The following is a 22,602-nucleotide window of genomic DNA, read 5'->3' on the forward strand; positions in this document are numbered from 1 at the left end:
TGGTTCAAGTATCGGCTCGTTCCCGATCTCTCAACGCTAAACGACTACATTCCACGAGGACTGAGCGCGATCAGCGAGCCCAATATTTGGCCGCATCTCACTGGTAAAGATTCGTCTTAATCACTATCAGAGAGAACGGGTTTACAGCGCGGTATTGGTCTTCCTCGCCCTGTTCGCATCGTTCGGGTATCTTTTCGCTGTCCCACGCATGCTGGCTGGTGGCACGATTCCCGCGGAGTACATCGCCGACCCATCAGTATACTGGACCGTCTTCCTGCTGGATCTTGGCATCGTCGTACCGATTACCGTTGCCGTCAGTTTGAGTCTCTTGCGGGGGGCAGTATGGGCCCGAAAGGCGATATACGGTCTCGTAGGATGGTACGCACTAGTCACCATCGCTGTTTTAGCCCTGTTTGTTTCCATGCTGGTCCATGATGATCCGAATGTCACAGTCGGTACTGTCATCGTTCTCTTTATCGCAACCCTACTCATTACTGCATTCACCGTATGGGTATATCGACCCTTTTTCCGTCGAACGACCCTCAGGTGAATTTGATTGACTAGTGAGAGGATTTACTGACTAATATATTCGCCACAGACTAACTGGAACAAATCAACTCAGTTTCTTGCATCCCTTCTCTGAGACGGTCGCGTCGATTCTATCAGTAGACACAGAGTTCGTTCGGTGAGTGCTGCATACATAGCGCATATGCAGTATTCCGATGCAAATGAGCGGTGAATCCGATGCTCAGACGTATACTGTTGATTGTCATTTACCGTAATCACGACTACATCCGTCTTGTAGCAATTCGACGAAGATTCTTTTGAAGGAAGAATAGGACACTACTTTTCCAGCCGACCCACCTAAACATACTATGGGGTCGAATCACGCGGAAACCGTCACTACCACTCGCCGTCGATTGCTCTCGGTCCCGCTCGTTGGAGTCAGCGGGGGACTCTCCGGGCAGTTCGGCTCCACCAGAAACACTGCAGAGTCCGGCAAATCGACCCCGACGTATCTCGACCGACGCGTTCCGGACCTGCTTGACCGCTACGACGTACCGGGGGCGTCGATTGCCCTGGTCGAAGACGGCGAGGTGACGTGGAGCGGTGCGTACGGCACTGCTGACCTCGCGGAAGAACGCCCGACGAACGAGAATACCCCGTTCCGAGTGCAATCGATCACGAAGTCGGTCACTGCATGGGGGGTGCTGAAGCTCGTCGACCAGGACGAAATCGCTCTCGACGATCCGATCGGGTACCATATCACAAGTTGGGAGCTCCCGGACGCCGACTATTCGTGGGAGGAAGTGACCATACGGCGAGTACTCAGCCACAGCGCCGGATTACCAGCAGGTGGGTACGAGAGCGTCCCGCTCGACGAAGAGCCGCCTTCGCTCCGGGTGGCGCTGTCCGGAAACGCGGATGGGCCTGCGGCGCGACCGACTGACGAACCCGGCGAGTTCCGGTACTCGAATCCTGGCTACGCACTGCTCGAACTCCTGATCGAGGACGTCACGGGCCGCGACTATGCAGCGTACATGGACGAGGAAATCCTGAGCCTACTGAGGATGGATGGGGCCACCTTTGTCATGACCGATCGGCTCCGTTCGGAGCTGGCGACCGAGCACCTCGTTGATGGAACGCCAGTCCCTGCGTCACACGGCCCTGCCAGTGCCCACGGCGAACTGTACGCGACGGCCAAAGATATCGCTCGCTACGTCGCCGCTGGGACGGAGACAACCGAGGAGCCACTTGGGCGCGGCGTGCTCGCTCCCGAGACCATTGCGGAGTTATACACCGAAACGGTGGAGACGACGGGGTTCTACGGTCTCGCCACCGACGGTGCGGGCCTCGGATTTTTCGTCGAAACGCTCGCCGACGGAGACCAAGCGGTGATGAACGGCGGACAGGGAGCCGGTTCGTGGAACTGGTTTCATGCCGTCCCCGAAACCGGCGACGGTATCGTCATCCTCACGAACAGCGAGCGGAGTTTGCAGCTAATCGCAGACGTAGTCGAGACATGGGTCGAACAGAGTGGGTTCTCTGCAATTTCACTGACACGCGCGAGGCGATGGGTCCGTCTGCCAGTCTGGATCCTCGTTGGCATCGCGGTCGGGCTCGCCCTGCGACTCGGGTACGGAGGTATTACCGGGAAGCGATCATTCACTCCGCTGTCCAAACACGACCGAACTCTTCGGATGTTCCTCGCTGGTCTCGGGCTGGCAACACTCGGCCTCTGGTGGACCATCGGTCGGGAAACAGTAGCGTTCTTCCTGCCGGTGATAGCCGAGTGGGTTGGGCTAACACTGTCGGTAGTCGTCGTTTTCCTGTTAATGACGGTCCTCTTTCCTCGGACAGATAGGGGTGAAACGACGTGACCGATGACCGCACTGGCGACGGAACAGCGGCTGAGACTTCGACTGTATCAATCATTGCGTCCTCGGACAAGGATCCGGAGTTCTTCGAGTACTCGAACCCGTGGCAGTTCTTCGCCATCGCGTTTGGCGTGTCGTACCTCTTTTGGATACCACTGATTGTACTCGAATACGATCCGTTTGCAATGCCGGGGCTGATTCTGTTCGCCGCCGGTGGACTCGGCGTTCCAGGTGCAGCTATCTTCTTGCTCTTTTGGGCTGCTGAGGACCAACATCGACGTGACTACTGGCGACGGCTCGTCGATGTCCGGCGGATTGGTCTGCGCTGGTATGCCGTGATCTTCCTGTTGTTTCCGGCCCTGAACGGCCTGGCACTGCTACTGGGTGTCTTGGCCGGTGACTCGGTTCCGGCGTTCGAGCGTGCTGCCGAGTTCGCTGCCGATCCGATATCGATCCTCCTGTATGCTGTTTTCATGGTGGTTTTTGGCCCATTACCGGAAGAACTGGGCTGGCGCGGCTACGCACTCGACGGACTGCAGGCGCGTTGGAACGCGGTCGGGGCGAGCCTGATTCTTGGCGTCGCTTGGGCCGCTTGGCACGCCCCGCTGTTTTTGATGGTAGGAACCTATCAGGCCGAGTTGGGCGTACTGACGCTCCCGTTTTGGGAGTTCATGATTGGGGCAACGATCACCTCCGTTCTCTACACCTGGATCTACAACAACACGGGACGCAGCATCCTTGGAGCAGTTTTGTTTCACTTCTCGGGGAACTTCAGTGGCGAACTCATCCCCCATGGTACCATCGGACGCCTCTTACCTGCAGTATTCACGCTGCTGCTGGTCATCGTGGTGGTAGCCGTCTACGGGCCGAAAACGCTAACCAGACGTTCTCCCGTGCAGTCGTCCGGTACAGAGTGATCTGCCGCTATGGGCTATTCAGAGAGAGGCGGCAGGCCTCGGTATCACCGAACGTCTTGCACGCCGACTCCAACATATCCGTAATCACCCACGCTGGAAAAGTCAGAGACCGCACTCGTCCACGCTATCGACATCGCGGATGAGATGGACGGATCGATTACAGTGATTTACTCGGTCGAAACCACCATCTACAGCGAAGGGGGAAGCATACATCTCGTCGCTCTCGGGCGCAGACCAATGACTGACCGTCGGGAGCGTCGTGGTTGCCGAACAAAGAGGATTAGAACTTCTACAGCCAGCGAGCATTATCTGAGACCGTCTTCTCGGGGATCAAGCGCACGTTCGGCGACGCCGTGCGTGCGCGAAGTTGGTATCGAGAGTTCCGTGAAATCGTCCTGATGTATGCCATCTACATCACCAAGCGTGTCGTGAGCGAAACAAATTCAACACCGTATGGCGATTCACTATGGTCCATGAAGGTATATTTGTGAATTCCGTACAAATAATGGTTTTGTCGGCTCTGGTGGTTCGCCAAGAGTGGGGGCATCGCGAACATTTATCCTATTGTCGGTGGTCGATATTCTACTATTCGCCCTCTGCTATTCACCTTACACGACCAATGAATTCCGAATACACTCACCTGTTCGACCCTGAACACATCGGTCCCATCGAACTCCGAAATCGCCTCGTTATGGCGCCGATGGGGACGAATTACGCCACCGCTTCCGGAGAAGTTACCGACCGGCTTCTCGACTACTATGCCGAACGCGCAGCCGGCGGAACCGGGCTCGTTATCGCGGGCACCACGGCCGTCGAGCATCCCCGGGGACGTGCTATCGTCAACCAGCTATCGATAGCCGACAACAGCCTCGTCCCGGGGCTCTCGAAGCTTTCCCAGCGCATCCAACAACACGGAGCGAAGGCGTTCGTGCAGCTCCACCACGCAGGCGGCGGAACCACAGTGAAGAAAACAGGCGGGCCCCGTCCGGTGGTGAGTTCGATAGCCGAGAACGCGTACAACGCCCGAAACCCACGAGTCTTGGAAACCGAAGAGGTCGAATCGTTGGTGGAACGTTTCGTAGATGCCGCGAAACGCGCACAGAAGGCGGGGTTCGACGGCGTAGAACTGCACGGCTCACACGGTTACCTCATCCAGGAGTTCATGTCGCCACGGAACAACCACCGGGACGACCGATATGGGGGAAACTTCGAAGCCCGCATGCGGTTTCCGACGGAGATCGTCGAAGGGGTCCGGGACGCGATAGACGACGACCTCGCGCTGTCGTTCCGGTTGAGCGCCGAGGAGTTCGTCGACGGCGGCTACGGGCTCGAGGAGGCCACCCAGATGGCCGAGGTGCTCGCCGCGGCCGGCGTCGACGTCCTCAATGTCACGGTTGGCGCTTATGGCGCGCCGACCCAGACTCTCGAGCCGATGGGGTACGAGGAAGCCTGGCGCTCTCACTACGCCGCAGCGATCGGTGACGCCGTCGATATTCCCACCATCACTGTCGGCGTCGTCCGCCAGCCGGAGACGGCCGAAGCGGTGCTCGCGGAGGGCGACGCCGACTTCGTTGCCGTCGGACGCGGTCACATCGCGGACCCCCACTTCGCGCGCAAGGCCCGGGAGGGACGCGTAGCGGAGATTAACCGGTGTATCGGCTGCAATATCGGCTGCATCGGTGAAGGTATCTTCGCAGACAGAGAGATGGGCTGTACGGTCAATCCGACAGTGGGCCGCGAGCGGGAGTTCGCAACCCTCGGGCACGCATCCGAGCGCCAGCGGGTACTCGTCGTCGGCGCTGGCCCGGCCGGACTCCAAGCGGCCATCCGAAGCGCCGACCGGGGACACGATGTCACGCTGTACGACGCGGCTGAGGAGGTGGGCGGCCAGCTTCACCTCGCGGCTGCTCCACCGCGCAAGGGGAAAAACGGATGGTACCTCGAGTACCTCGAAACCCAACTCGAGCGCCGACCGGTCGAGATCCGTCTGGGAGAACGTGTCGACCGGTCGACGGTTGAGGCGGTCGACCCCGACGCCGTCATCGTGGCGACCGGCGCCAGGCCCCGCAGGATCGACGTCCCAGGAATCGACGCAGACCACGTCATCCAGTCGTGGGACGTCCTCGACGGGGCAGTGCCGGTCGGTGACGAATCGGTCGTCGTCATCGGTGGAGGGGATGTAGGCTGTGACACCGCCGATTTCCTGGCCGACCGGGGCTGTGAGGTCACCGTGGTCGAGCAGGCCGACCGAATCGCTCCGGACAAGGAACGGATCAGTCGCATCGACATGCTACAGGCCCTCAAGTCGAACGACCGCATCGCGCTTGTTACGGGTGAGACGGTGACGGCTATCGAGGAAGGGGCCGTGATCACCACCGACGGCGACGGTGGGGAGATGACATACGAGGCCGACCGAGTGGTGCTCGCGGTGGGGCACGTGCCGAACGACGAACTCGCCGACGAACTCGATTCGTACCCCGCGTCGGTCTACGTTGTTGGCGACGCCCGGGAATCCCAAGACGTCTATCGTGCGACCCTCGACGGCACCGAGGCCGGTATCTCGATCGGCGACCCGTACAGGACCTTCAGCCCGCAGCCGTGACCCGTCCCCCGACCGTGGCCGGTAACTCCTGTCGCTGGTTCTCGGCAACTGGGGACAATTCCCGAGAATGCGCGTGCGATCGAACCATCGCCCGTGTCCCGCGTTTGGCGTTTCGGTTATCCAAGGAGCACGAGGCTGACTCCCGGTCGCCGAGACCCGACCGGCTGTTCCGCGCCGGACCCCCATTCGATTCTACGACCCGGAAAACTGGGTCGTCGTACTATGGTCGACGGGAACATACGTGTCGGCCCATGTCGTACCCAATCCGCATCGCAGACGTCATGAGCACGCCGGTGGTCACGGCAGCGCCAAACGAGACAGTCGCCGACGCCGCGGGGACCTTCCTCGAGGAGGGGATCAACTCGGTCGTGGTCGTCGAGGACGACGAGGTCGCCGGCATCGTCTCCGGAACGGACCTCGTCCGGGCGCTCGACCAGAACGAGTCGCCGCGTGACGAGTCGTTAGCGGCCGTCATGTCCACGCCGGTCGCCACGACCAGTCCGGCCGCCGAACTCAAAGATGCCCTCGAGACCATGCACGACCACGGGGTGGCGCGGCTGGTCGTCGTCGAGGACGGCCGTCTCGTCGGTCTGGTGAGCACCGACGACGTGATCCGGTACGCCCCACAGGTCTTCCACCGGGGTGAACTCACCGTCGAGTCCGAGCCGACGCCCCAGTATTACGCCAGACAGGAGACCGAATACGAACACTCCGACTGGGAGTTCGAGTGCTCGACGGTCTCCCGCGACCGGCTGAACGTAGGCGACCGGGTGGAGTTCTCAAAGGCCATCTCCGAGGCAGACGTGCGGTCGTTCGCGACGGCGTCGGGTGACACCAACCGCCTCCACCTCGACGAGAACTACGCTCGTGAGACGCGCTTCGGCCGGCGGATCGTCCACGGAACGCTCGTGAGCGGACTCATCAGCGCCGCCCTCGCCAGGCTCCCAGGGTTGACTATCTACGTATCTCAGGATCTGGCGTTCCTGGGACCAATCGGCCTGGGAGAGCGCGTCACGGCGGTCTGTGAGATCGTCGGCGAAATCAGCGACCGGAAGTTCGAACTGACGACCGACGTTCTCGACACGGACGGAGAACGGGTCATCGAGGGAGAGGCGACGGTGCTGGTCGACGACCTGCCCGAGACGGCGGCCATCGAAGTCGAAGCGATCGCCTAGGAAACCGGTGCTATCGTCGAGGTATCGCGGGCACATCACGGACCAGCACTCGCCTAGACTGTCAAGGAGGGCCACACCGAGGCGATCAACTGGTGTATCGGCTGCAAAATCGGCTGTACCGGCGTGGTGTTTCGCCGACAGGGAGGTGGACCGTTCCGTCAACCCAACCGTGGGCCTCGAACGGGAGTTCGCCTGACTCGGCCCGGCTCCGACACCGTCTTCGTCCCAACCGGCACACACCCCGTACCATCCGAGGGAACGCTGTATAGGGATTCACCAAGAGCTCTACAGGCATTCAGTCGCGGGGATCGCGGACCGCGGTGACAAAGTGACGGTCGTCCGGTGACGCCGTCGCCGTAAGACACGTTTGGTCCCCTCCCGGTGACCAAGTAGCGAGCGGTGGGAGGCGTACTCGAATGACGAGCCCTCGCTGCGTGAATCTCCCCCGCGACTGGATGCAAGCCTGTTGGCTCCATCTCTGGCGGTGCCACATTGGACTCGGGGACTTCTGACGTTGCATCCGGAGACGCTGGCTCGACTGTACGAGTCATAGCCGTGCACCCTCATCCGAACCGGTCCCCGATGGTGGAGTGAAACCGCCTCGCGCCGACGATTGCGTTGGGACCCGTCTAATTGAGGGAATCGAATCTCCCATTCGAACGATCAGGGGGCGATTCTCGGGGGTGTTGAAATAGATAGCCAACGATATTGACGAAGCCGATGTACACCGACGTGTTACTCGCGACAGACGGGAGCGACTGTGCCCGCGATGCGACGGCCCACGCCATCGACATCGCAACGACGTACGATGCGACGCTGCACGCGCTCTATGTGATCGAAACGCGAATCGGATACGACAGCGGAATCATCGATCCCGAGATGGTCGAACGAAAACTCCGCTCCGAGGGTGAGGCGATACTCGACGAGGTCGAATCTGCGGTTCGGGATCGAAACGGCGAGGTCGTTTCCACCATCCGACGCGGTATCCCCGAACGAGAGATCGTCGATTACGTCGAGGAACAAGACATCGATCTCGTCGTCCTCGGTGTGCGAGGTCGATCGGAATTTAAGACGGTCCTTCTCGGAAGTACGAGCGAAACGGTCGTCCGAGAGCTTTCGATTCCGGTCGTCCTGATGACGGAAAGCGATCCGGATGGTGTGAGGTAGCCCCGACCAAGTGGTGAAAGTTTCAATTCGAAAACGTTCGCTTCCAAGCGAGTGTGCCGACGGTTATTTTTCGACGAACGTTGGAGGACGAGTACCGATGAAGATACTTGTTCCGGTGGATGGTTCGGAGCACTCCCGACGAGCGTTTACGTTCGCCGCGACCGAATTCGACGGCCAGGAGCTCGTCGTCTTCCACGTCGTCGATCCGTTTGACGTCGACGCCAGCACCGAGGAAGCGGCCTGGGACGACGATTTTATCGAGCGTCGTAAAACAGAGGCGGAACAACTTCTCGAAGAATACGAGGCTCTCGGCGACGAGCACGGCGTCTCGATCGAAACCGGAATCGCGTTTGGGACGCCTTCACGGGCAATACTCGGCGCAGTGGACGACTACGACGTCGATCAGGTTGCGATCGGGAGTCGCGGTCGGACGGGAGTCGGGCGGGTACTACTTGGAAGCGTAGCGGAAACGGTTGCGAAACGAGCCCCGGTATCGGTGATGATCGTGCGCCCCGAAGGATAACAGGTGCCGACGGCGTCATACAGATTACTGTAACGATTTACCGGCGCAACCGCCGCCCGGGTCGCGGTTGCGCTGGAAATGATTTACAGTAAACCGTATCAGTCAGCCGATTCTCGTCGTCGATCACCGAAGTTGCTTCAAATCAGGCGATCGACGCCGCAGCGGGTGGGACACATTTCGTATTTTCTGTCGTTCAAAACCAGTCACAACTCGACGATCGCGACCGTCAGTGACGATATCAGACACGGGCGACGCATACTTCCGAGCCCGTCACGCGAACCACGCAATCGGCGTACGAAAACGAAAGGATGCAGTCCGTCCATGCGGTACCGTCCTCCGACCGGTGGAACAACCCGTCGACAGCGTCGGGATCTGTCGCTTCGTAAAGCGGCGGTAACTCGGCCACGTTCTGACCCGTTACCTCCGCGACCGCTCGAACGATTGCGGTGCTCGGGTCGTCGGTTTGATCGATTTCGAACCGCTCCACCTGCGAGTGAGAGAACGGTTCGAACAGCGTTTCTTCGGTCGTATCTTCGGTCCACGACATCGTGTGACCCAAGAGACGGAGCCCTCACACATGCGTTCTCCGCTGACAATGCAGCACATTTTTATACAATTAAATGCCCGAAAGGGTCGTAGTGTTTCGTTCGGCTCTGCAAAAAACGGTCTGAGAGGCAGCGAACGGGGCGGCTGGACGTGGCGGCAGTTCGAAATCGGGGCACGTTCACGGACCCGAAGTACGTCGCTACGTATCGACAGCGCATCCTCTGGCCGACGAAATTACGGTTCACCGTCAGAAGTGGGCGGTGTGATGATCAACGTATTCCCGATGAGGGAGTAGTGAGCTCGTCGCAACCGCTGCGATAACGACTGCCGCGTGATTCCCAGCTCGGCGGCGACGTCCTCCAACGTCACGTCTCGTGGACTGTCGAAATATCCCACTTCCCAGGCGACCACGAGGGCTTCCTGTTGTTTATCCGTGAGGCCGTGCTGTCCGCCGGTCATAGGTTCGGACGGGCTATAGAGTCGTTGCAATAAAAACGTGATGTCTCGCTGGTCGCAATCCCGCTGGAATCGTACCACCTGTTCCCGGTCGTCGAACCGGATCCGTAGCTCCCAGTGGTCCCTGTCGGCCGAGGCCTCGAGGACCACGGCATCGACGTCCGTCACCAAATCGACGAGCGGGCTGGTATCCGCGGCCCAATCGACTCGGTACAGCGAGTCGGTTCCGAACGCGTCCAATCGTTCGAGGGCTTCGACGCACGGATCCTTGATGGCCCGCTCTTCGAACGCGGACGGCTCCGACGTCCGCACCCAGATGTACGGCGCAAGTCGCTCCTCGTCGACGACGATTCGTTCGAATTCGACGACTAGGTCCGATGTCTGTTCGAGTGTTCGGTGAAGAACAAAGGCGTCCGCCGGAAAGTGAAATTCGCCGAATATGCTCATGACCGAGGTACGCGGTAAAGGGAGAAAAGAGTGATCGACAAATCGCTTCACCGCCTATGTACGTGACGTACATACCGAAACGAGTCGAATAAGGTGGACCGCTCGTAACCTTCGATCGAGTCGATGAACGAGCCCGGAACCCAGGTGCTGATGGACCAGGACACGTTGGTCGAGCGAATCGACGCGAGTGAACTCCCAGAGTGGGTCGAGGCTCACTGGAAGACATTTCGCGAGGGACTGCTCGGCCAGCGTAACGGAACCCCGTTTCCCTGCTTCTTCGGCGCCAAATCGGTCGCGAACGGCGATCCGCTGTACACCGTCTGTCCGTCAATGAGCGACGCCGAGGCGCTGCTCTCCCTCCGGGATACGATTCTCGAGTACCTCGACGTCTATCGCGATCACTCGGATCGGGCATCGCTGGTGACGTTCTTCAAACCGCCGACGGAACCGATGTCCGAACGGGAGTATCACAACGCACTCTGGCACATCCTGCAGACGCTCCACCTGCACGACCCGGGGCCGTGGCCCGAAGATATCCCCACCGATCCCGACGACCCGTACTGGGAGTTCTGCCTGCGAGGTGAGCCGATGTTCCCGACGTGTCGCGCCCCGTTCTACGAGAAGCGCAAGAGCCGGTACTGCTCGATCGGCCTGGAGATCACGTTTCAGCCGCGAGCACTCTTCGAACGCCTTGACGTGACGGCCGACACGGAAGCCGGACATCAGGCTCGCGAAGTCATCCAGGACCGCCTCGAAGGATACGACGGCGTCTGCCCGCACGCGGACCTCGGTGACTGGGGCGTCGAGGGCGATCGCGAGTGGCTCCAATATATGCTCTCGGAGGACGAATCGCAGGCGCCCGACGAGTGCCCGATAACCGTCACGCGCGAACACCCGAAACCGGGTGCAAGAATATGACGTCGAAACGGGGTAATCGGAAATGATTTCGGACGAGGGACGTGTCTCGGTGCCGCCGAACGCCGCACTCGTCCTGATCGACTTCCAGACCGGATTCGACGATCCCTCGTGGGGAACCCGAAACAATCCCGATGCCGAGGACCGGGCGGCATCCTTGCTGTCAGCGTGGCGCGAAGTGAACCGACCCGTCGTTCACGTACGCCACGACTCGACCGAACCGGACTCGCCACTACGGGCCGACCGACTCGGTTTCGCGTTCAAACCCGAGACGGCTCCCACCGACGATGAGGCAGAGTTTGTCAAATCGGTCAACGGCGCGTTTGTTGACACCGATCTCGAGGATTGGCTACTCGAGCGGGGAATCGAAACGGTCGTGCTCGCGGGTCTTACGACCGATCACTGCGTCTCAACCACCACCCGTATGGCGGAGAACCGGGGATTCGATGTCTACCTCGCGAGCGACGCGACGGCGACGTTCGACCGTTCTTTCGACGGCGAGCACTTCGACGCCGAGACGATTCACCGGACGGCCTTGGCCCACCTCGACGGCGAATTCGCCACCATCACGACGACTGTCGAATTAGAGCGCGAGATAACGACCTAATTGCTTACAAGTCGTCACTTGGCTTTGTTGTGCGATGAAATTTGACTGCGTTTCCAAGAAGGGGACCGATACCCTGTTGGGCCGTATCTTAGAGGAGCAGGATGCGCCGATAAACTCTACGACGGCAACGGCTCCGTTGACGACGTTGAAGTTCGAGACGAGGTCGCCGTAGCGAGCCGTCTCCGACGGCGGTCACTCTGTCACTGAAACATGCCGGTCGGTTTCTGCTGGGCCTCGTCGCCGCGTTCCTGGGCCATTTGCTGGTACTGCTCGGCGACCTGTTGCATCCGCCGCTGGATCTCGTCGGCCTGCTCGTCGAGCGCCGTGGTGTCGATGTCGAACTCGACGAGGGGTTCGAGCGCGGTCTCGATCACTGCCTTCGCCGCCTGCGGGTCCGGGAGGAACGGGTGGGCGCGAACGATCAGGAGCGCGGCCGGAACGTCGGCACGGTAACACTCCCGGACGAGCGAACCGGTCACCCCGCCGACGAGTCCCGGATCGTCAGGCACCGTGATTTCGGCCTCCAGTAGGTCTGCCCTGACGGCTTCGGTCGTCCCTACGCCGGCCACGTCGCCGATTGCCTCCTCGGACTCCGCTGGCGCCCCCGCGAGAAAGATCGCGCGCTTGAACTCGTCGGCGAGTTCGTCGAGCACGCACCGGGAGAGCGGCTCGAACGACGGGTGCGGGAGTGCGAGGTCGCTCTCGAGGGTCATCACGTCCGGATCCGAGCCAGCGTATACGCGAACCAAATCCTGGACGAGGCCGTCTTCGAACGTAACGACGGGCGGGAACTCGTCAGCGGCGATATTCCCGCAGTGAGTGAGCCCGAGCTGTTCGGTGATCTGGTCGACGGCGATCGAGGCGACGAGTCCGTGACCGGGGAGCCCCTCGATTAGGGTCGGGGCGTCAGCCGAAAGGCTCGTGAGCTGCTCGAACGACGCGGGTGAGCTTCGGTCGGTCATACGTTACCGATACATCGCCAAGCGGGATAATACGGACCGGTGACGCCGCTGCGACCAGCGCGAATCGGCCGTCACCGTCGTCCGACGCTTGGGTCGGAACGCCTGGGCAACGATCGTCGGCCCGTTGACGGGTCACCGACCCTCTCCACGGCCCTTCGCCCGACCGATTCGACACCGGCTATTTGCTCGCGGGAGGCGTAGCTGTCGTGTGACTCAAACAGTCCTCGTTCCGATGGAAGGATCGCCGCTGTGTCGGAAAGCGCTCGAAACCGCTCTGGCAGACTATCCGAACGCCGATGTCGTCGTCTGTCACGTCATGGACCCGATCGGATCCGGGTTCGGTCTCGTCGACGTCATGCGTCCGACGTTCGACGACGGGGCGCCGCCGGGATCGGTCTCGCCGACGTACTGGCGCGAGTGGCACGAAAAGGCGGAGGAAAAGGCAGAGGCGGTCTTCGACGAGGCCCGGGAGATCGCAGCGGACCGCGACGAAACCGTCGAAACCGTCCTCGAGTTCGGTGACCCGGACGACGTCATCATCGAGTACGCCGACGAACACGACGTCGACCGCATTGTGATGGGGAGCCACTGTCGCGCGGGGGCGGAACGATTCCTGGTCGGCAGCGTCGCCGAACGGGTCGTGAGGCGCGCGCCGGTCCCAGTCATGGTCGTCAGATGACGCCAGCACGCTCGCTGACGACACTGTAACCGTTTTCGTGGTGGTGACCATGCGACCGGTGACTCGCTACGACGACATTGACGTATGAGTTCGCGAATGCGACGGCGAACGGATCGGCGAGGACGGGGGTTCTATCCGGTGACGGCTCGAACTCTCGCGTCCCGGCTCGCCCCCGCTGTTGGCGGAATCTATCTATCGAAGCCATCCCGCGACTCGTCGACGTCGCGCTCGGTCGCCGAATCGAGTTCTGGTCCCGTATCCCCGAGCACCGAATCCCGGGCGTCGAGGTGGCGTCCGCCGTTGCCGTCCACGACCATCTCGTTTCCGCAGGCCGCACACCGGAACGGATACGCTGACGCGCCTTCGTCCACGACTACCACCTCGTACTCGCCGGGATGGCGCCACTGGTGGCCGTACAATCGACATTGCCAGTTCATATGGTGAGATAGTATGGTACGGAGAATAACGCTGTTGGGGCCGGCCGCGGTCGACGGCCGTTAGAGCGGCGTAAATCGTGCAGGCCCGACGGTCGACTCAGTACCGATCGAAGTACTGGTCCTGGGCCTTGACGAAGATCGCCATCAGCAGGGCGAACGCGGTAGCCGCGATCGCAATCTGGACCCAGTGGACGAGTCCGAGGGGCTCGACGTCGAACAGTAGCTGGCCGGTCGGCGTGTACAGCACCAGCAGCTGGAGGGTCACCGCGACCCCGACCGCTAGCACGAGCCAACGGTTCGAGAAGATCCCGAGTCCGTACCGGAAACGGATCGCCTGGATACGGACGATCTCGAAGACGACAAAGCCGGTGAACACCATCGTCTGCGCGAGCTCCCTCCCAGGCGAGTAGCTGGGACTCCAGCCTAGTAGCGCGCCAGTAACGTCGTACCCCGGGACCAACTCGCCGTAGAAGTTGAGGGTGAACAACGGGAGCAGACAGACGGTCATGAAGAGCGCGATGCCGACGATCGAGGTGACGATCCGCTTCGTGATGACGCCCTCTCCGGGCGGGCGCGGGTCGCGCTCCATGATGTCCTCGGCAGCCGGGTCGACGCCCATCGTGAGCGCGGGGATGCCGTCGGTGACGACGTTGATCCAGAGGACCTGAATAGGCGTGATCACGAGCCCGAGTCCGGCGAGCGTCCCCGTGAAGATCATCGTCACCTCGCCGCCATTGCCGCTCAGCAGGTAGTTAACGAACTTGCGGACGTTGTCGAAGATGCGTCGGCCGCCCTTAACCGCGTCCCGGATCGTCGCGAAGTTGTCGTCCAGCAGGACGATGTCGGAGGCCTGCTCGGTGACGTCGGTCCCACGAATGCCCATCGCGACGCCGACGTCGGCGTTCTTGACTGCGGGCGCGTCGTTGACGCCGTCGCCTGTCATCGCGACGGTGTGGCCTTTGCCCTGGAGCGTCTGCAGAATGCGGGTCTTGTGCTCCGGGGAGGTCCGGGCGAAGATGTCGACGTCGTCGACCACCTCGCGCAGTTCATCGTCCTCCATCTGCTCGAGTTCCGGACCGGTGATCACCCGCGTCGACCGGAGGCCGACCTCCTCGCCAACGGCGCGGGCGGTGACGGCGTTGTCGCCGGTGATCATCACGACGTTGATCCCGGCGTCGAGACAGCCCGCGATCGCGCCCGGCACCTCCGGACGCGGCGGGTCGAGCATCCCCTGGAGGCCGAGGAAGACCATCTCGCGTTCGAGGTTCTCGTCGGGCGACTCGACCTGACCCTCGGGAACGTCCGGCCGGTAGGCGAAGCCCATTACGCGCAGGGCGTCCTCGGCGAACGACTCGTTTCGCGCTTCGATCTCAGCCCGGCGATCGTCGGTTAGCCCGACGACCTCTCCGTCAACGAACTCGCGGTTACAGCGCTCCAGAACCGTCTCCGGCGCGCCTTTCATATAGGCGACTGCTTCTCCGTCCGGCGTCCGGTGGACGGTCGTCATCCGCTTGCGCGCGGAGGTGAAGTCGACCTCGCCGAGTCGGGGATACGCCTCGTCCAGCTCGTCGTGGTCGAAGCCGGCCTTCTGCGCGGCGACGAATAGGGCGATCTCCGTCGGGTCGCCGAGATAGGTCCGCTCGCTCTTGCCAGCTCCGCCCTCGCCCGGAGCATCTTCATCAGCATCGGCCCCGCCCTCAACAGCAGTTCCTTGGCCGCTGCCGTCCGCGTCGTGCTCCCGGGTTCCCACGTCGACGTTGTTACACAGCATGCCGCAGCGGAGCACCTCGGCCACGCGCTCATCGTCAACGGGCTCGCCGTCGCGTAGGAATTCGCCGTCGGTGTCGTAGCCGGTCCCCGTGATCTCGTAGACCTCGCGGTTGGCGACGATCCGCTGGACCGTCATTTCCTCCTCGGTGAGGGTGCCGGTCTTGTCGGTGCAGATGACGTCGACCGAACCCAGCGCTTCGACGATGGGGAGCCGTCGGACGAGCGCGTTCTGCTCGGCCATCCGCCTCGCGCCGAGGGCGAGCGAGAGTGTGACGACCGCCGGTAGCCCCTCAGGGACCGCGGAGACGGCAATGCCGACCGCCGTCAGGAAGACCTGCAGCGGCGGCGTGTCGCCGATCACCAGTTCGGTGATCGCGATGATCGAGACGATGCCGATCACACCGAGCGCGATGAGCTTGCCCAGGCGGTCCATCTCGGCCTGGAAGGGGGTGTCTCGCTCCTCGGCCTCCCCGATGGCGGTCGCGATCTGCCCGATCTCGGTCTCGGGACCCGTCTCGACGACGACGGCGGTGGCCGAGCCACGCTCGACGACCGTGTCCTTAAATAGCATGTTTTTGCGGTCGGCCAGCGCGACGTCCTCCTCAACCAAGCCGGCCTCCTTCGAGACGCCAATACTCTCGCCCGTCAGCGCCGCCTCGTCGACGCTCAGGTTCGACTCCTCGACGATGCGCGCGTCTGCGGGAACGATGTCGCCCGACTCGACGAAAATCACGTCGCCGGGGACGACCTTCGTCGCGTCGATCTCGGTCTTTTCGCCGTCCCGTCTGACGAGCGCGTACGTCGTCGACATCTCCTTGAGCGCCTGAATGCTCTGTTCGGCCCGGTAGTCCTGGAGGAATCCGAAGATGGTGATGAACACGACCACGCCGGCGATGACTCCAGCGTCGATGGTGTGCCCCACGAACGCCATCACCGCTGCAGCGACGATCAGCACCCAGATTAGCGCCGGTTTGTACTGATCGATGAAGATCTGAAGCGGGGAAATGCCTTCTTCCGCCTCGATCTCGTTCGGGCCCTCGCGCTCGAGGCGATCGCGAGCCTCTTCGGGCGCGAGTCCCTGTTCCGACGTTTCGAGCGTCTCGTAGACCTCCTCGAGGGGCCGGGAGTGCCAGTCGGCGTCGGATACGGACTCGGACGCGATCTCCTCGTATTCTGCTGTACGTGCCACGTGTGTTTTGTTGGTGTCAGAAGCGATAGTATTCGTTCGCGATCCTCACGGGACGGGAACCGCCGAGGCCGTCGTCCTCGGACGGACCAGTCGTCGCGACGGGCCGTCGATCACGTCGTCGGCGCGAACGTGACAAGCCAGTCGTCCTCGCCGCGCGTAGAGCTCCTCAACGTCTAGGACGGGAACGCCGGCGTCCTCGAGTGTCTGGTGAGCGGCGTCCGTAAACAGTTCGCGCGTCGAAGCGTCCGGGTGTTTGCCGTGGGGAGTGCTGACCACGCCGGCGACGGTGACGGTCATGCGCGGCCTCCTACTACGAGGGAGTAATTATAACCCAAACCATCCACCAGCGGTTCCGTGGGGATTGGGACAGCAATTGCTGAACGAGTCATCGAGGGTCTGACAGGCATCTGGTGGAAGACGAACGATTCTACAACTTCCTCGAGCAGCAGAACCCGATGGACCGCCACGGCCAGTCCGAGGAGATCGCTCCGCTGGCCACGTTCCTTGCGTCCGACCAGGCGTCGTACATCACCGGAGCTAACATCCCCGTCGACGGCGGTTGGACGGCGTTCTGAGGAACAGTACCCCATAGCTGAGGAGTCCGCGGCGCGGCCCGGCGCGACCATGCGGGCGAACCGGCGACAGGCCGACCCGAGGGCTGTCACACACCCCCGCTCGCGCTCTCAGGCGGTGATCACCGGCCGGTCGACGGATCGAACGACCCGCTCAGCGACGCTACCGATCCGTTCGTCGCGACCCGCTCCGAGTCCGCGGTTCCCGAGGATGACGAGGTCGGCGTTGATCTCCGCAGCGTAGTTGCCAATCTCCTCGCTTGGTCGACCGCTGCGCACCACGCGCGTCACGTCGACGACCGATTGCGTCTCGACCTCGTCGAGCAGCGTCTCGCCTCGCGATTCGAGGTCTTCGAGCACGCTACCGTCGTCTGTCACTACCGACTGTCCGTACCGTTTCGTGTCGACTACGTAGATTGCGTGGAGGTCGGCGTCGAAGGTGGACGCGAGGTCGATGGCGTGGTCAACAGCCCGGTTCGCCCCGCCACTTCCGTCCGTCGCCACCAAGATAGTGTCGTACATGTACGTTCCAGTCCCACCACCGACGGCGGCATATATGTTACAGGGGGCAGCCCCGGACCTGCGACGCTCTTAGGGAGCGAAACGGAACGTTTGAAACGGAACGAGGCACTCGAGGCGGCAGAAATCGGGCCGTGGAATTTTACAGCTGTGCTCCGGTAGTACCGGTGACCGACGGACATGGTAGTACCGACTCGGATTTGGGCGGCCCGGGCCGATATGGAAGTCAAAATGAGAGGACTGCAGATCCTCATACTTTCCGTCGAGGCAGATCGTGGATATATTGAAATCGGCATGCAAGAGGTAGACCTTATTATTACAACAGGGGTATGCACCCCTGAGTTATTCTGTGAAACGATTATCCTTAGAGAGAAGTAAAATACAACGACCGATACTCACGGAGAGAAACCACTATACGGTTTCGATGTGAGGGTTTCGGTGATCTGTGGAAACGATTCTGCTCGTGGGTGTGTGGTTGTTCGCCGTAACCCATCTCGACACGCTACTCGTTATCGGCGCGTTTTGCGCGGACAACGATTACCGGCTCTGGGAGGTGCTCGTCGGACACTACATTGGCTTCTGTGTCGGACTGGTCGCGGCGGTTGTCGGAGCGATTCTCGCAGCCGAACTTCTACAGGAGTGGACGTTCCTGCTGGGTGTCGTCCCACTCAGTTTGGGGCTGTGGGGGCTACTTCGCCAGCCGCCGGAAATGACGGTCGAGGGGTTGCCAGTCGTGCCGAACTCCCTTGGCCGTATCGGCGTCGTCACCGTCACAGGACTCGGTCTCAGCGGCGAAAACATCGCGGTCTTCGTCCCGTTTTTCGCTGAACTCTCATCATTCGAGTTGACGCTCATCATCATCGTCTACCTGATCGGTGCCGGAGTTGTGTTTCTCGCCGCGTTCGTGACCGTTTCTCGCGTCGCCACCGACGGCATTCCTGACTGGCTGGATCGCTGGCTCGTCCCCACTATGCTGGTACTCGTCGGCGGGTACGTCGTGGTGGCCGGATGGATTATCGCCTGAACTCCGGGTTTTCACCGAACCGATCGAATTCCCTTCTCGGTTTTTATCGACGTTGAAATCAGCAGCTAGGATTCTACTATGCGGTGAAAGAACAGGAGATTGTCGCCCACCGTGTCGGCTTCTTCCTTCGGCTAAACGCAGAGGTATCCGACTTAATCCATTATGATGAGGTCGAAAAACATCTGCGCGTTTGCAATCTCAGCATCAATCTCGGTGGCTATTTTCTCGACAGTCTGTTCTGTGAGTACGTTGTTGAGCCGATCAGTTCAGCCCGGAGGGATACTCACCCGTCTTCCGGTATTGGGAGACAACCTTGGCGAAAGCAGCGATCTGGAGCACGACGACAAGAACGAGCGTTAGTAGGTATAGCCAGTGGATCGGGTCGTCGGACGGGAACCCGGGTCGGAGGTAGGCCCTGTCATAGATGTGGACGGCGAGGAGCCAGAAGATTGCGTACGCACCGACGGTCTGATGCCACTTCCACGCCTTCCCGCCCATGTAATCGTAGGCCCAGTTGTTTGAGGTAGCCGCGAGGACGACCGCGATGATCACGGCCACGAACGAACCGAAAGCCCACGGACTCATGTCGGCCAGGTAGCCAACGACGTCCCACTCTCTTGCCTGGAACACAAAAAGCAGGTGAACGACACCCCAGATAGCGAACCAGATCCCCAGTTCCGACCGCCAGTTCACGGGGAAATTCCCCGAGAACCGGCGCCTGATTCCGGGCCAGAGTCTTACCGTCGGTCCGACGATCAGCACCAGAACCAGGAGGAACCACGGAACTGCTCCCACGACCCGCTGCTCGTGGTATCCAACTACCCACAGCAATGCGGCGAAGACGACGCTACCGATACCCACCGCCAGATGGTGAGTGAGTTCGTTGTTCGTATCTACCGACATATCTTTTTCAACGACGATGTTCGCCGCTCTGCATAATAGTTCTACTTGTAATCCTAACCCATAGAAGAAGGGTGGCTCCGTGCAATTCTACGTGATGAACCGGACGATTCGGATCCCGGATTCATATCTTAAATGAGGGAACGTTCGATCCGGACGTCATCGTTTGCGTTCCGGAGGGGACGACATCGCTTCAACACTGTCCGAGTTCGCGTCCTGCCCCGACGAAGTCGCTTTCCTTTCGAACCTGGATCGGGGATCGTCGGTCCGAAAAGCGTCGTACCGCGCCAACGATGACGGAATGAATGAGTAGATAGCTCTCTTCCGACTGGAAGAACGGATGGGTTTGATATGGGACAAAGACTGTAGTTCTGTGTATGTACGACGAGATCCTCGTCCCGACGGACGGAAGCGAAGTGGCGGAGCGAGCCGGAACGGTCGCCGTCCGGATGGCCGAACTGTTCGGCGCCGATCTTACCGTCGTCTCCGTTCGGGAGCCCGACAACAAAGGGGGAGCGAAACGGGCCGTGCGAGATCTCGAGGAAGTCGCGATCGAGGCCGGGCTCACCCCGCAGACCGAGATCATCAACGACGAACAAGCGGCGATCCACCGGGCGATCATCGACTATGCCGGGGAGCACGGCGTCGACGTCGTCGTGATGGGGACGCACGGCCGGACGGGGATCGGTCGATTTCTGCTCGGCAGCGTGGCCGAACAGACCCTTCAGCAGTCTCCGATCCCTGTCGTGACCGTTCACGAGGACACCGCCATCGACTTCGAGGTCGCTGATGTCCTCGTTCCAACCGACGGGAGTGAGGGGGCCGAGGCCGCCACGGAGCACGCGATCGACCTCGTAACCGAAGTCGGCGGAACGCTCCACGCACTTAACGTCACTTCGGGCGGACGCGAGAAGGAGTCGTCGCCGACCGACGACGTACGCGATCGAGGCGAAGCCGCCGGCGTGGAGGTCGTCACAGCCACGCGGAGCGGCCGGCCACACGAAGCGATCGCTGGGTACACGGCGGAGGCGGGGATCGACGTCGTTGTGATGGGGACACACGGCCGCACCGGTCTCAGGAGATACCTGCTCGGGAGCGTCACCGAACGCACGGTTCGGTTCTCGCCGGTTCCGGTTGTCTCCGTGAAACCGGAGTCAGTCGGCGCCACCGTCGAGTTCCTCGACTACGAGGTTATCGAGGACAGAGACTGGTCGCTGGAGGACGACGACCTCTTCGAGAAGGCAGCCGATGCCGACTTGGTGACGAAAGCCCACGGAACGATGGCCGTCGAAAAGGGAGAGTACATCCTCGAAGCGGCCGAGGCCGAAGGCTACGACTGGCCGTTCTACTGTCGGGGTGGTGGCTGTATCAACTGTGCGGCGGTACTGGTTGACGGTGAAGTCGAGATGGAAGTCAACCGCAGCCTCTCCGATGAGGAGATGGATGAGATGAACCTGCGGCTGACCTGTGTCGCCACGCCGACGACCGACGAAGTAAAACTGGTCTACAACGCCAAGCAACTCGACCAGCTCCGGGACCGCATTATCTAGACGCCCGAGCGTCAGGGCCTACATCGTGTCCGCTCTTGTTGGGTACCGAAATCTCGAACACCACTCCAATCTGTGAGATATACGCGTTCCGGTGGGGTTGATGGGTCGGCCTCGACGAGAGGCCGACCATCTCGTTTCTGTGAAGCGGGAGTGTTAGCGACGTCGATACCCACACGTACTTGTTGTTTTCATCGATGGATCCGTGTCCTGTACTGGTCACTCAGCATCCTCGCCAAATGTTACACATATTCGACACGTGGAGTGTACGCTCTGGCTCCGATCCGACCATCTCCACGGTGCGACCGGTTTCCGCCGTCACTCTTCTCGAGCGTTGGGCCGCGAACCGGCCCGTTGGAGCGCCAGAGCGTCAGTCCGTCGACGTGGGGTACGACCCGCGAACTAGCGTCACCGTCCGCGGCGATCGCCGGGTCACCCGCTCGGCAACGCTCCCAGTGAGCAGGCGGGCCGACAGCGATCGACCGTGACTACCCATGACAATTTGGTCGTAGCCGTTCGTCTCGGCGTACTCGATGATCTCAGTCGGCGGTTTTCCGATTGCGGTCTCCGTTTCGAGCGATGCGTCGAGTTCGTCTGCAAGCGTGGTGGCTGACGCGAGGATCTCCGAGGCCCGGTCCTCGAGGTCGACAAGCACATCCTCTAGATACGTTCCGGAGATGGCATCTCGCGACCGGTCGACCGTCATCGGGAGAACGTGGAATGCAGTGTGCTCGCCGTCGGGGAACGTCTCGAGAGCGTAGGCGAGCGCAGCCTCGGCTTGTTCCGAACCGTCAACCGGGACCAGTATCTGGCCGGGAAGGTCGCGGTCCCGGAGCACCGTCGCGGACTCCGGGACGATCGTCGTCGAGACGGGTGAGCGGCGCACGACGGCCTCGCTGACGTGCCCGAGGAACGGCCGCGTGATCGGCGATTCGCCGTGGCTCCCCATCACGACGTGATCGACGTCGGTTTCAGCGGCCACCGAGAGGATCTCGGTGTGCGGTCCCCCGGTGCGAAGTTCCGTCCGGAGCTCGCGACCGTACTCTTCGGCGCGTTCGCTCGCGCGTTCGAGGACGCGCTTGCCCCGTTCTTCGGCCCGCCCTTCCGGCGGGTCCCTACTACCTACGCTCGCGTAGTCGTCATGACTATCCGTCTTTAGCTAAGCGAGAAACCACGTGACAGCGGCGGCTTATCGAGGCATCTTTTCGAGAGGAATGAGGAGGCGACGAGTGTGCACAACGAAGCCTCCTCATCTCGGATTATGCGTCGG

21 protein-coding genes and 2 pseudogenes are annotated in these 22,602 nt (G+C 61.3%); 14 read left to right on the forward strand and 9 right to left on the reverse strand.

Annotated features, from left to right (window positions below):
- The first annotated feature begins 154 nt into the window (after positions 1 to 154).
- The 8 genes and pseudogenes from EA472_RS20795 to EA472_RS20830 all read left to right on the forward strand — a co-directional run bounded on the left by EA472_RS20795 (position 155) and on the right by EA472_RS20830 (position 8,762).
- Positions 155 to 550: a hypothetical protein gene (locus EA472_RS20795; protein WP_124193417.1), complete on the forward strand. Its 396-nt coding sequence runs from the start codon at positions 155 to 157 to the stop codon at positions 548 to 550.
- Between the two features lie 325 nt (positions 551 to 875).
- Complete coding sequence (locus EA472_RS20800; RefSeq protein ID WP_124193418.1) at positions 876 to 2,381, forward strand: serine hydrolase domain-containing protein; 1,506 nt, start codon at positions 876 to 878, stop codon at positions 2,379 to 2,381.
- Positions 2,378 to 3,295, forward strand: coding sequence for a CPBP family intramembrane glutamic endopeptidase (locus EA472_RS20805; protein ID WP_124193419.1), 918 nt, complete (start codon positions 2,378 to 2,380; stop codon positions 3,293 to 3,295). The genes EA472_RS20800 and EA472_RS20805 overlap by 4 nt, the downstream gene beginning before the upstream one ends.
- A 290-nt stretch (positions 3,296 to 3,585) precedes the next feature.
- Positions 3,586 to 3,786, forward strand: a pseudogene (locus EA472_RS20810) (hypothetical protein); the annotation flags it as partial.
- A gap of 128 nt (positions 3,787 to 3,914) precedes the next feature.
- Positions 3,915 to 5,897: an oxidoreductase gene (locus EA472_RS20815; RefSeq protein WP_124193420.1), complete on the forward strand. Its 1,983-nt coding sequence runs from the start codon at positions 3,915 to 3,917 to the stop codon at positions 5,895 to 5,897.
- Between the two features lie 251 nt (positions 5,898 to 6,148).
- Positions 6,149 to 7,072 carry a CBS domain-containing protein gene (locus EA472_RS20820; RefSeq protein WP_124193421.1) on the forward strand — a complete coding sequence of 308 codons (924 nt, stop codon included), beginning with the start codon at positions 6,149 to 6,151 and terminating at the stop codon, positions 7,070 to 7,072.
- A gap of 720 nt (positions 7,073 to 7,792) precedes the next feature.
- The gene (locus tag EA472_RS20825; protein ID WP_124193422.1) at positions 7,793 to 8,239 is read left to right on the forward strand and encodes a universal stress protein; all 447 of its coding nucleotides are present in this window, start codon (positions 7,793 to 7,795) and stop codon (positions 8,237 to 8,239) included.
- Positions 8,240 to 8,336: 97 nt separating this feature from the next.
- Positions 8,337 to 8,762, forward strand: a complete 426-nt coding sequence (locus tag EA472_RS20830; RefSeq protein WP_124193423.1) for a universal stress protein — start codon at positions 8,337 to 8,339, stop codon at positions 8,760 to 8,762.
- Between the two features lie 238 nt (positions 8,763 to 9,000).
- Here EA472_RS20830 and EA472_RS23470 read toward each other — a convergent pair whose 3' ends face one another.
- Entirely contained in the window at positions 9,001 to 9,309 is a 309-nt protein-coding gene (locus EA472_RS23470; protein ID WP_165874955.1) for a HalOD1 output domain-containing protein, read from the reverse strand.
- Between the two features lie 233 nt (positions 9,310 to 9,542).
- Complete coding sequence (locus EA472_RS20835; protein WP_124193424.1) at positions 9,543 to 10,211, reverse strand: helix-turn-helix domain-containing protein; 669 nt, start codon at positions 10,209 to 10,211, stop codon at positions 9,543 to 9,545.
- Positions 10,212 to 10,334: 123 nt separating this feature from the next.
- Between EA472_RS20835 and EA472_RS20840 the strand changes: the two genes are divergently transcribed.
- Together EA472_RS20840 and EA472_RS20845 are read left to right on the forward strand one after the other, a co-directional pair.
- Positions 10,335 to 11,129, forward strand: a complete 795-nt coding sequence (locus tag EA472_RS20840; RefSeq protein ID WP_124193425.1) for a YqcI/YcgG family protein — start codon at positions 10,335 to 10,337, stop codon at positions 11,127 to 11,129.
- Between the two features lie 22 nt (positions 11,130 to 11,151).
- Complete coding sequence (locus EA472_RS20845; protein WP_124193426.1) at positions 11,152 to 11,733, forward strand: cysteine hydrolase family protein; 582 nt, start codon at positions 11,152 to 11,154, stop codon at positions 11,731 to 11,733.
- 200 nt (positions 11,734 to 11,933) lie between these two features.
- On the opposite strand, the gene EA472_RS20850 is transcribed toward EA472_RS20845, so the two are convergent.
- Positions 11,934 to 12,695: a proteasome assembly chaperone family protein gene (locus EA472_RS20850; RefSeq protein WP_124193427.1), complete on the reverse strand. Its 762-nt coding sequence runs from the start codon at positions 12,693 to 12,695 to the stop codon at positions 11,934 to 11,936.
- A 208-nt stretch (positions 12,696 to 12,903) separates the two neighbouring features.
- On the opposite strand from EA472_RS20850, the gene EA472_RS20855 reads away from it, so the two are divergent.
- Positions 12,904 to 13,374: a universal stress protein gene (locus EA472_RS20855; RefSeq protein WP_124193428.1), complete on the forward strand. Its 471-nt coding sequence runs from the start codon at positions 12,904 to 12,906 to the stop codon at positions 13,372 to 13,374.
- 188 nt (positions 13,375 to 13,562) lie between these two features.
- On the opposite strand, the gene EA472_RS20860 is transcribed toward EA472_RS20855, so the two are convergent.
- The 3 genes from EA472_RS20860 to EA472_RS23145 all read right to left on the reverse strand — a co-directional run bounded on the left by EA472_RS20860 (position 13,563) and on the right by EA472_RS23145 (position 17,067).
- A complete protein-coding gene (locus EA472_RS20860; RefSeq protein ID WP_124193429.1) occupies positions 13,563 to 13,811 on the reverse strand; it encodes a hypothetical protein in 249 nt (82 codons plus the stop codon).
- Between the two features lie 97 nt (positions 13,812 to 13,908).
- Positions 13,909 to 16,770: a cation-translocating P-type ATPase gene (locus EA472_RS20865; protein ID WP_124193430.1), complete on the reverse strand. Its 2,862-nt coding sequence runs from the start codon at positions 16,768 to 16,770 to the stop codon at positions 13,909 to 13,911.
- A gap of 45 nt (positions 16,771 to 16,815) precedes the next feature.
- On the reverse strand, positions 16,816 to 17,067 hold the full coding sequence (locus EA472_RS23145) for a hypothetical protein (RefSeq protein WP_243637922.1): 252 nt from the start codon (positions 17,065 to 17,067) through the stop codon (positions 16,816 to 16,818).
- Between the two features lie 113 nt (positions 17,068 to 17,180).
- Here EA472_RS23145 and EA472_RS20875 point away from each other — a divergent pair, with 113 nt between their 5' ends.
- Positions 17,181 to 17,345 carry an SDR family oxidoreductase gene (locus EA472_RS20875; protein WP_279387194.1) on the forward strand — a complete coding sequence of 55 codons (165 nt, stop codon included), beginning with the start codon at positions 17,181 to 17,183 and terminating at the stop codon, positions 17,343 to 17,345.
- A 108-nt stretch (positions 17,346 to 17,453) separates the two neighbouring features.
- On the opposite strand, the gene EA472_RS20880 is transcribed toward EA472_RS20875, so the two are convergent.
- Entirely contained in the window at positions 17,454 to 17,864 is a 411-nt protein-coding gene (locus EA472_RS20880; protein WP_124193431.1) for a universal stress protein, read from the reverse strand.
- A gap of 442 nt (positions 17,865 to 18,306) precedes the next feature.
- Here EA472_RS20880 and EA472_RS20885 point away from each other — a divergent pair, with 442 nt between their 5' ends.
- Positions 18,307 to 18,885 (forward strand): cadmium resistance transporter, encoded by a 579-nt coding sequence (locus EA472_RS20885; protein WP_124193432.1) that lies wholly within the window; start codon positions 18,307 to 18,309, stop codon positions 18,883 to 18,885.
- Positions 18,886 to 19,146: 261 nt separating this feature from the next.
- Here EA472_RS20885 and EA472_RS20890 read toward each other — a convergent pair whose 3' ends face one another.
- Positions 19,147 to 19,788, reverse strand: coding sequence for a hypothetical protein (locus tag EA472_RS20890; protein ID WP_124193433.1), 642 nt, complete (start codon positions 19,786 to 19,788; stop codon positions 19,147 to 19,149).
- Between the two features lie 374 nt (positions 19,789 to 20,162).
- Here EA472_RS20890 and fer point away from each other — a divergent pair, with 374 nt between their 5' ends.
- Positions 20,163 to 21,335: a ferredoxin Fer gene (fer, locus tag EA472_RS23475; RefSeq protein ID WP_124193434.1), complete on the forward strand. Its 1,173-nt coding sequence runs from the start codon at positions 20,163 to 20,165 to the stop codon at positions 21,333 to 21,335.
- A gap of 367 nt (positions 21,336 to 21,702) precedes the next feature.
- Here fer and EA472_RS20900 read toward each other — a convergent pair.
- Positions 21,703 to 22,479: pseudogene (locus tag EA472_RS20900) on the reverse strand (universal stress protein); the annotation flags it as partial.
- Positions 22,480 to 22,602: the final 123 nt, after the last annotated feature.

The organism is Natrarchaeobius oligotrophus (assembly GCF_003841465.1).
Lineage (GTDB): Archaea > Halobacteriota > Halobacteria > Halobacteriales > Natrialbaceae > Natrarchaeobius > Natrarchaeobius oligotrophus.

Coding starts and splice junctions, on each gene's coding strand:
- EA472_RS20800 (WP_124193418.1), top strand. CDS start 876: ATGGGGTCGAATCACGCGGAAACCGTCACTACCACTCGCCGTCGATTG.
- EA472_RS20815 (WP_124193420.1), top strand. CDS start 3,915: ATGAATTCCGAATACACTCACCTGTTCGACCCTGAACACATCGGTCCC.
- EA472_RS20820 (WP_124193421.1), top strand. CDS start 6,149: ATGTCGTACCCAATCCGCATCGCAGACGTCATGAGCACGCCGGTGGTC.
- EA472_RS20825 (WP_124193422.1), top strand. CDS start 7,793: ATGTACACCGACGTGTTACTCGCGACAGACGGGAGCGACTGTGCCCGC.
- EA472_RS20830 (WP_124193423.1), top strand. CDS start 8,337: ATGAAGATACTTGTTCCGGTGGATGGTTCGGAGCACTCCCGACGAGCG.
- EA472_RS23470 (WP_165874955.1), bottom strand. CDS start 9,309: ATGTCGTGGACCGAAGATACGACCGAAGAAACGCTGTTCGAACCGTTC.
- EA472_RS20835 (WP_124193424.1), bottom strand. CDS start 10,211: ATGAGCATATTCGGCGAATTTCACTTTCCGGCGGACGCCTTTGTTCTT.
- EA472_RS20840 (WP_124193425.1), top strand. CDS start 10,335: ATGAACGAGCCCGGAACCCAGGTGCTGATGGACCAGGACACGTTGGTC.
- EA472_RS20845 (WP_124193426.1), top strand. CDS start 11,152: ATGATTTCGGACGAGGGACGTGTCTCGGTGCCGCCGAACGCCGCACTC.
- EA472_RS20850 (WP_124193427.1), bottom strand. CDS start 12,695: ATGACCGACCGAAGCTCACCCGCGTCGTTCGAGCAGCTCACGAGCCTT.
- EA472_RS20860 (WP_124193429.1), bottom strand. CDS start 13,811: ATGAACTGGCAATGTCGATTGTACGGCCACCAGTGGCGCCATCCCGGC.
- EA472_RS23145 (WP_243637922.1), bottom strand. CDS start 17,067: ATGACCGTCACCGTCGCCGGCGTGGTCAGCACTCCCCACGGCAAACAC.
- EA472_RS20880 (WP_124193431.1), bottom strand. CDS start 17,864: ATGTACGACACTATCTTGGTGGCGACGGACGGAAGTGGCGGGGCGAAC.
- EA472_RS20890 (WP_124193433.1), bottom strand. CDS start 19,788: ATGTCGGTAGATACGAACAACGAACTCACTCACCATCTGGCGGTGGGT.
- fer (WP_124193434.1), top strand. CDS start 20,163: ATGTACGACGAGATCCTCGTCCCGACGGACGGAAGCGAAGTGGCGGAG.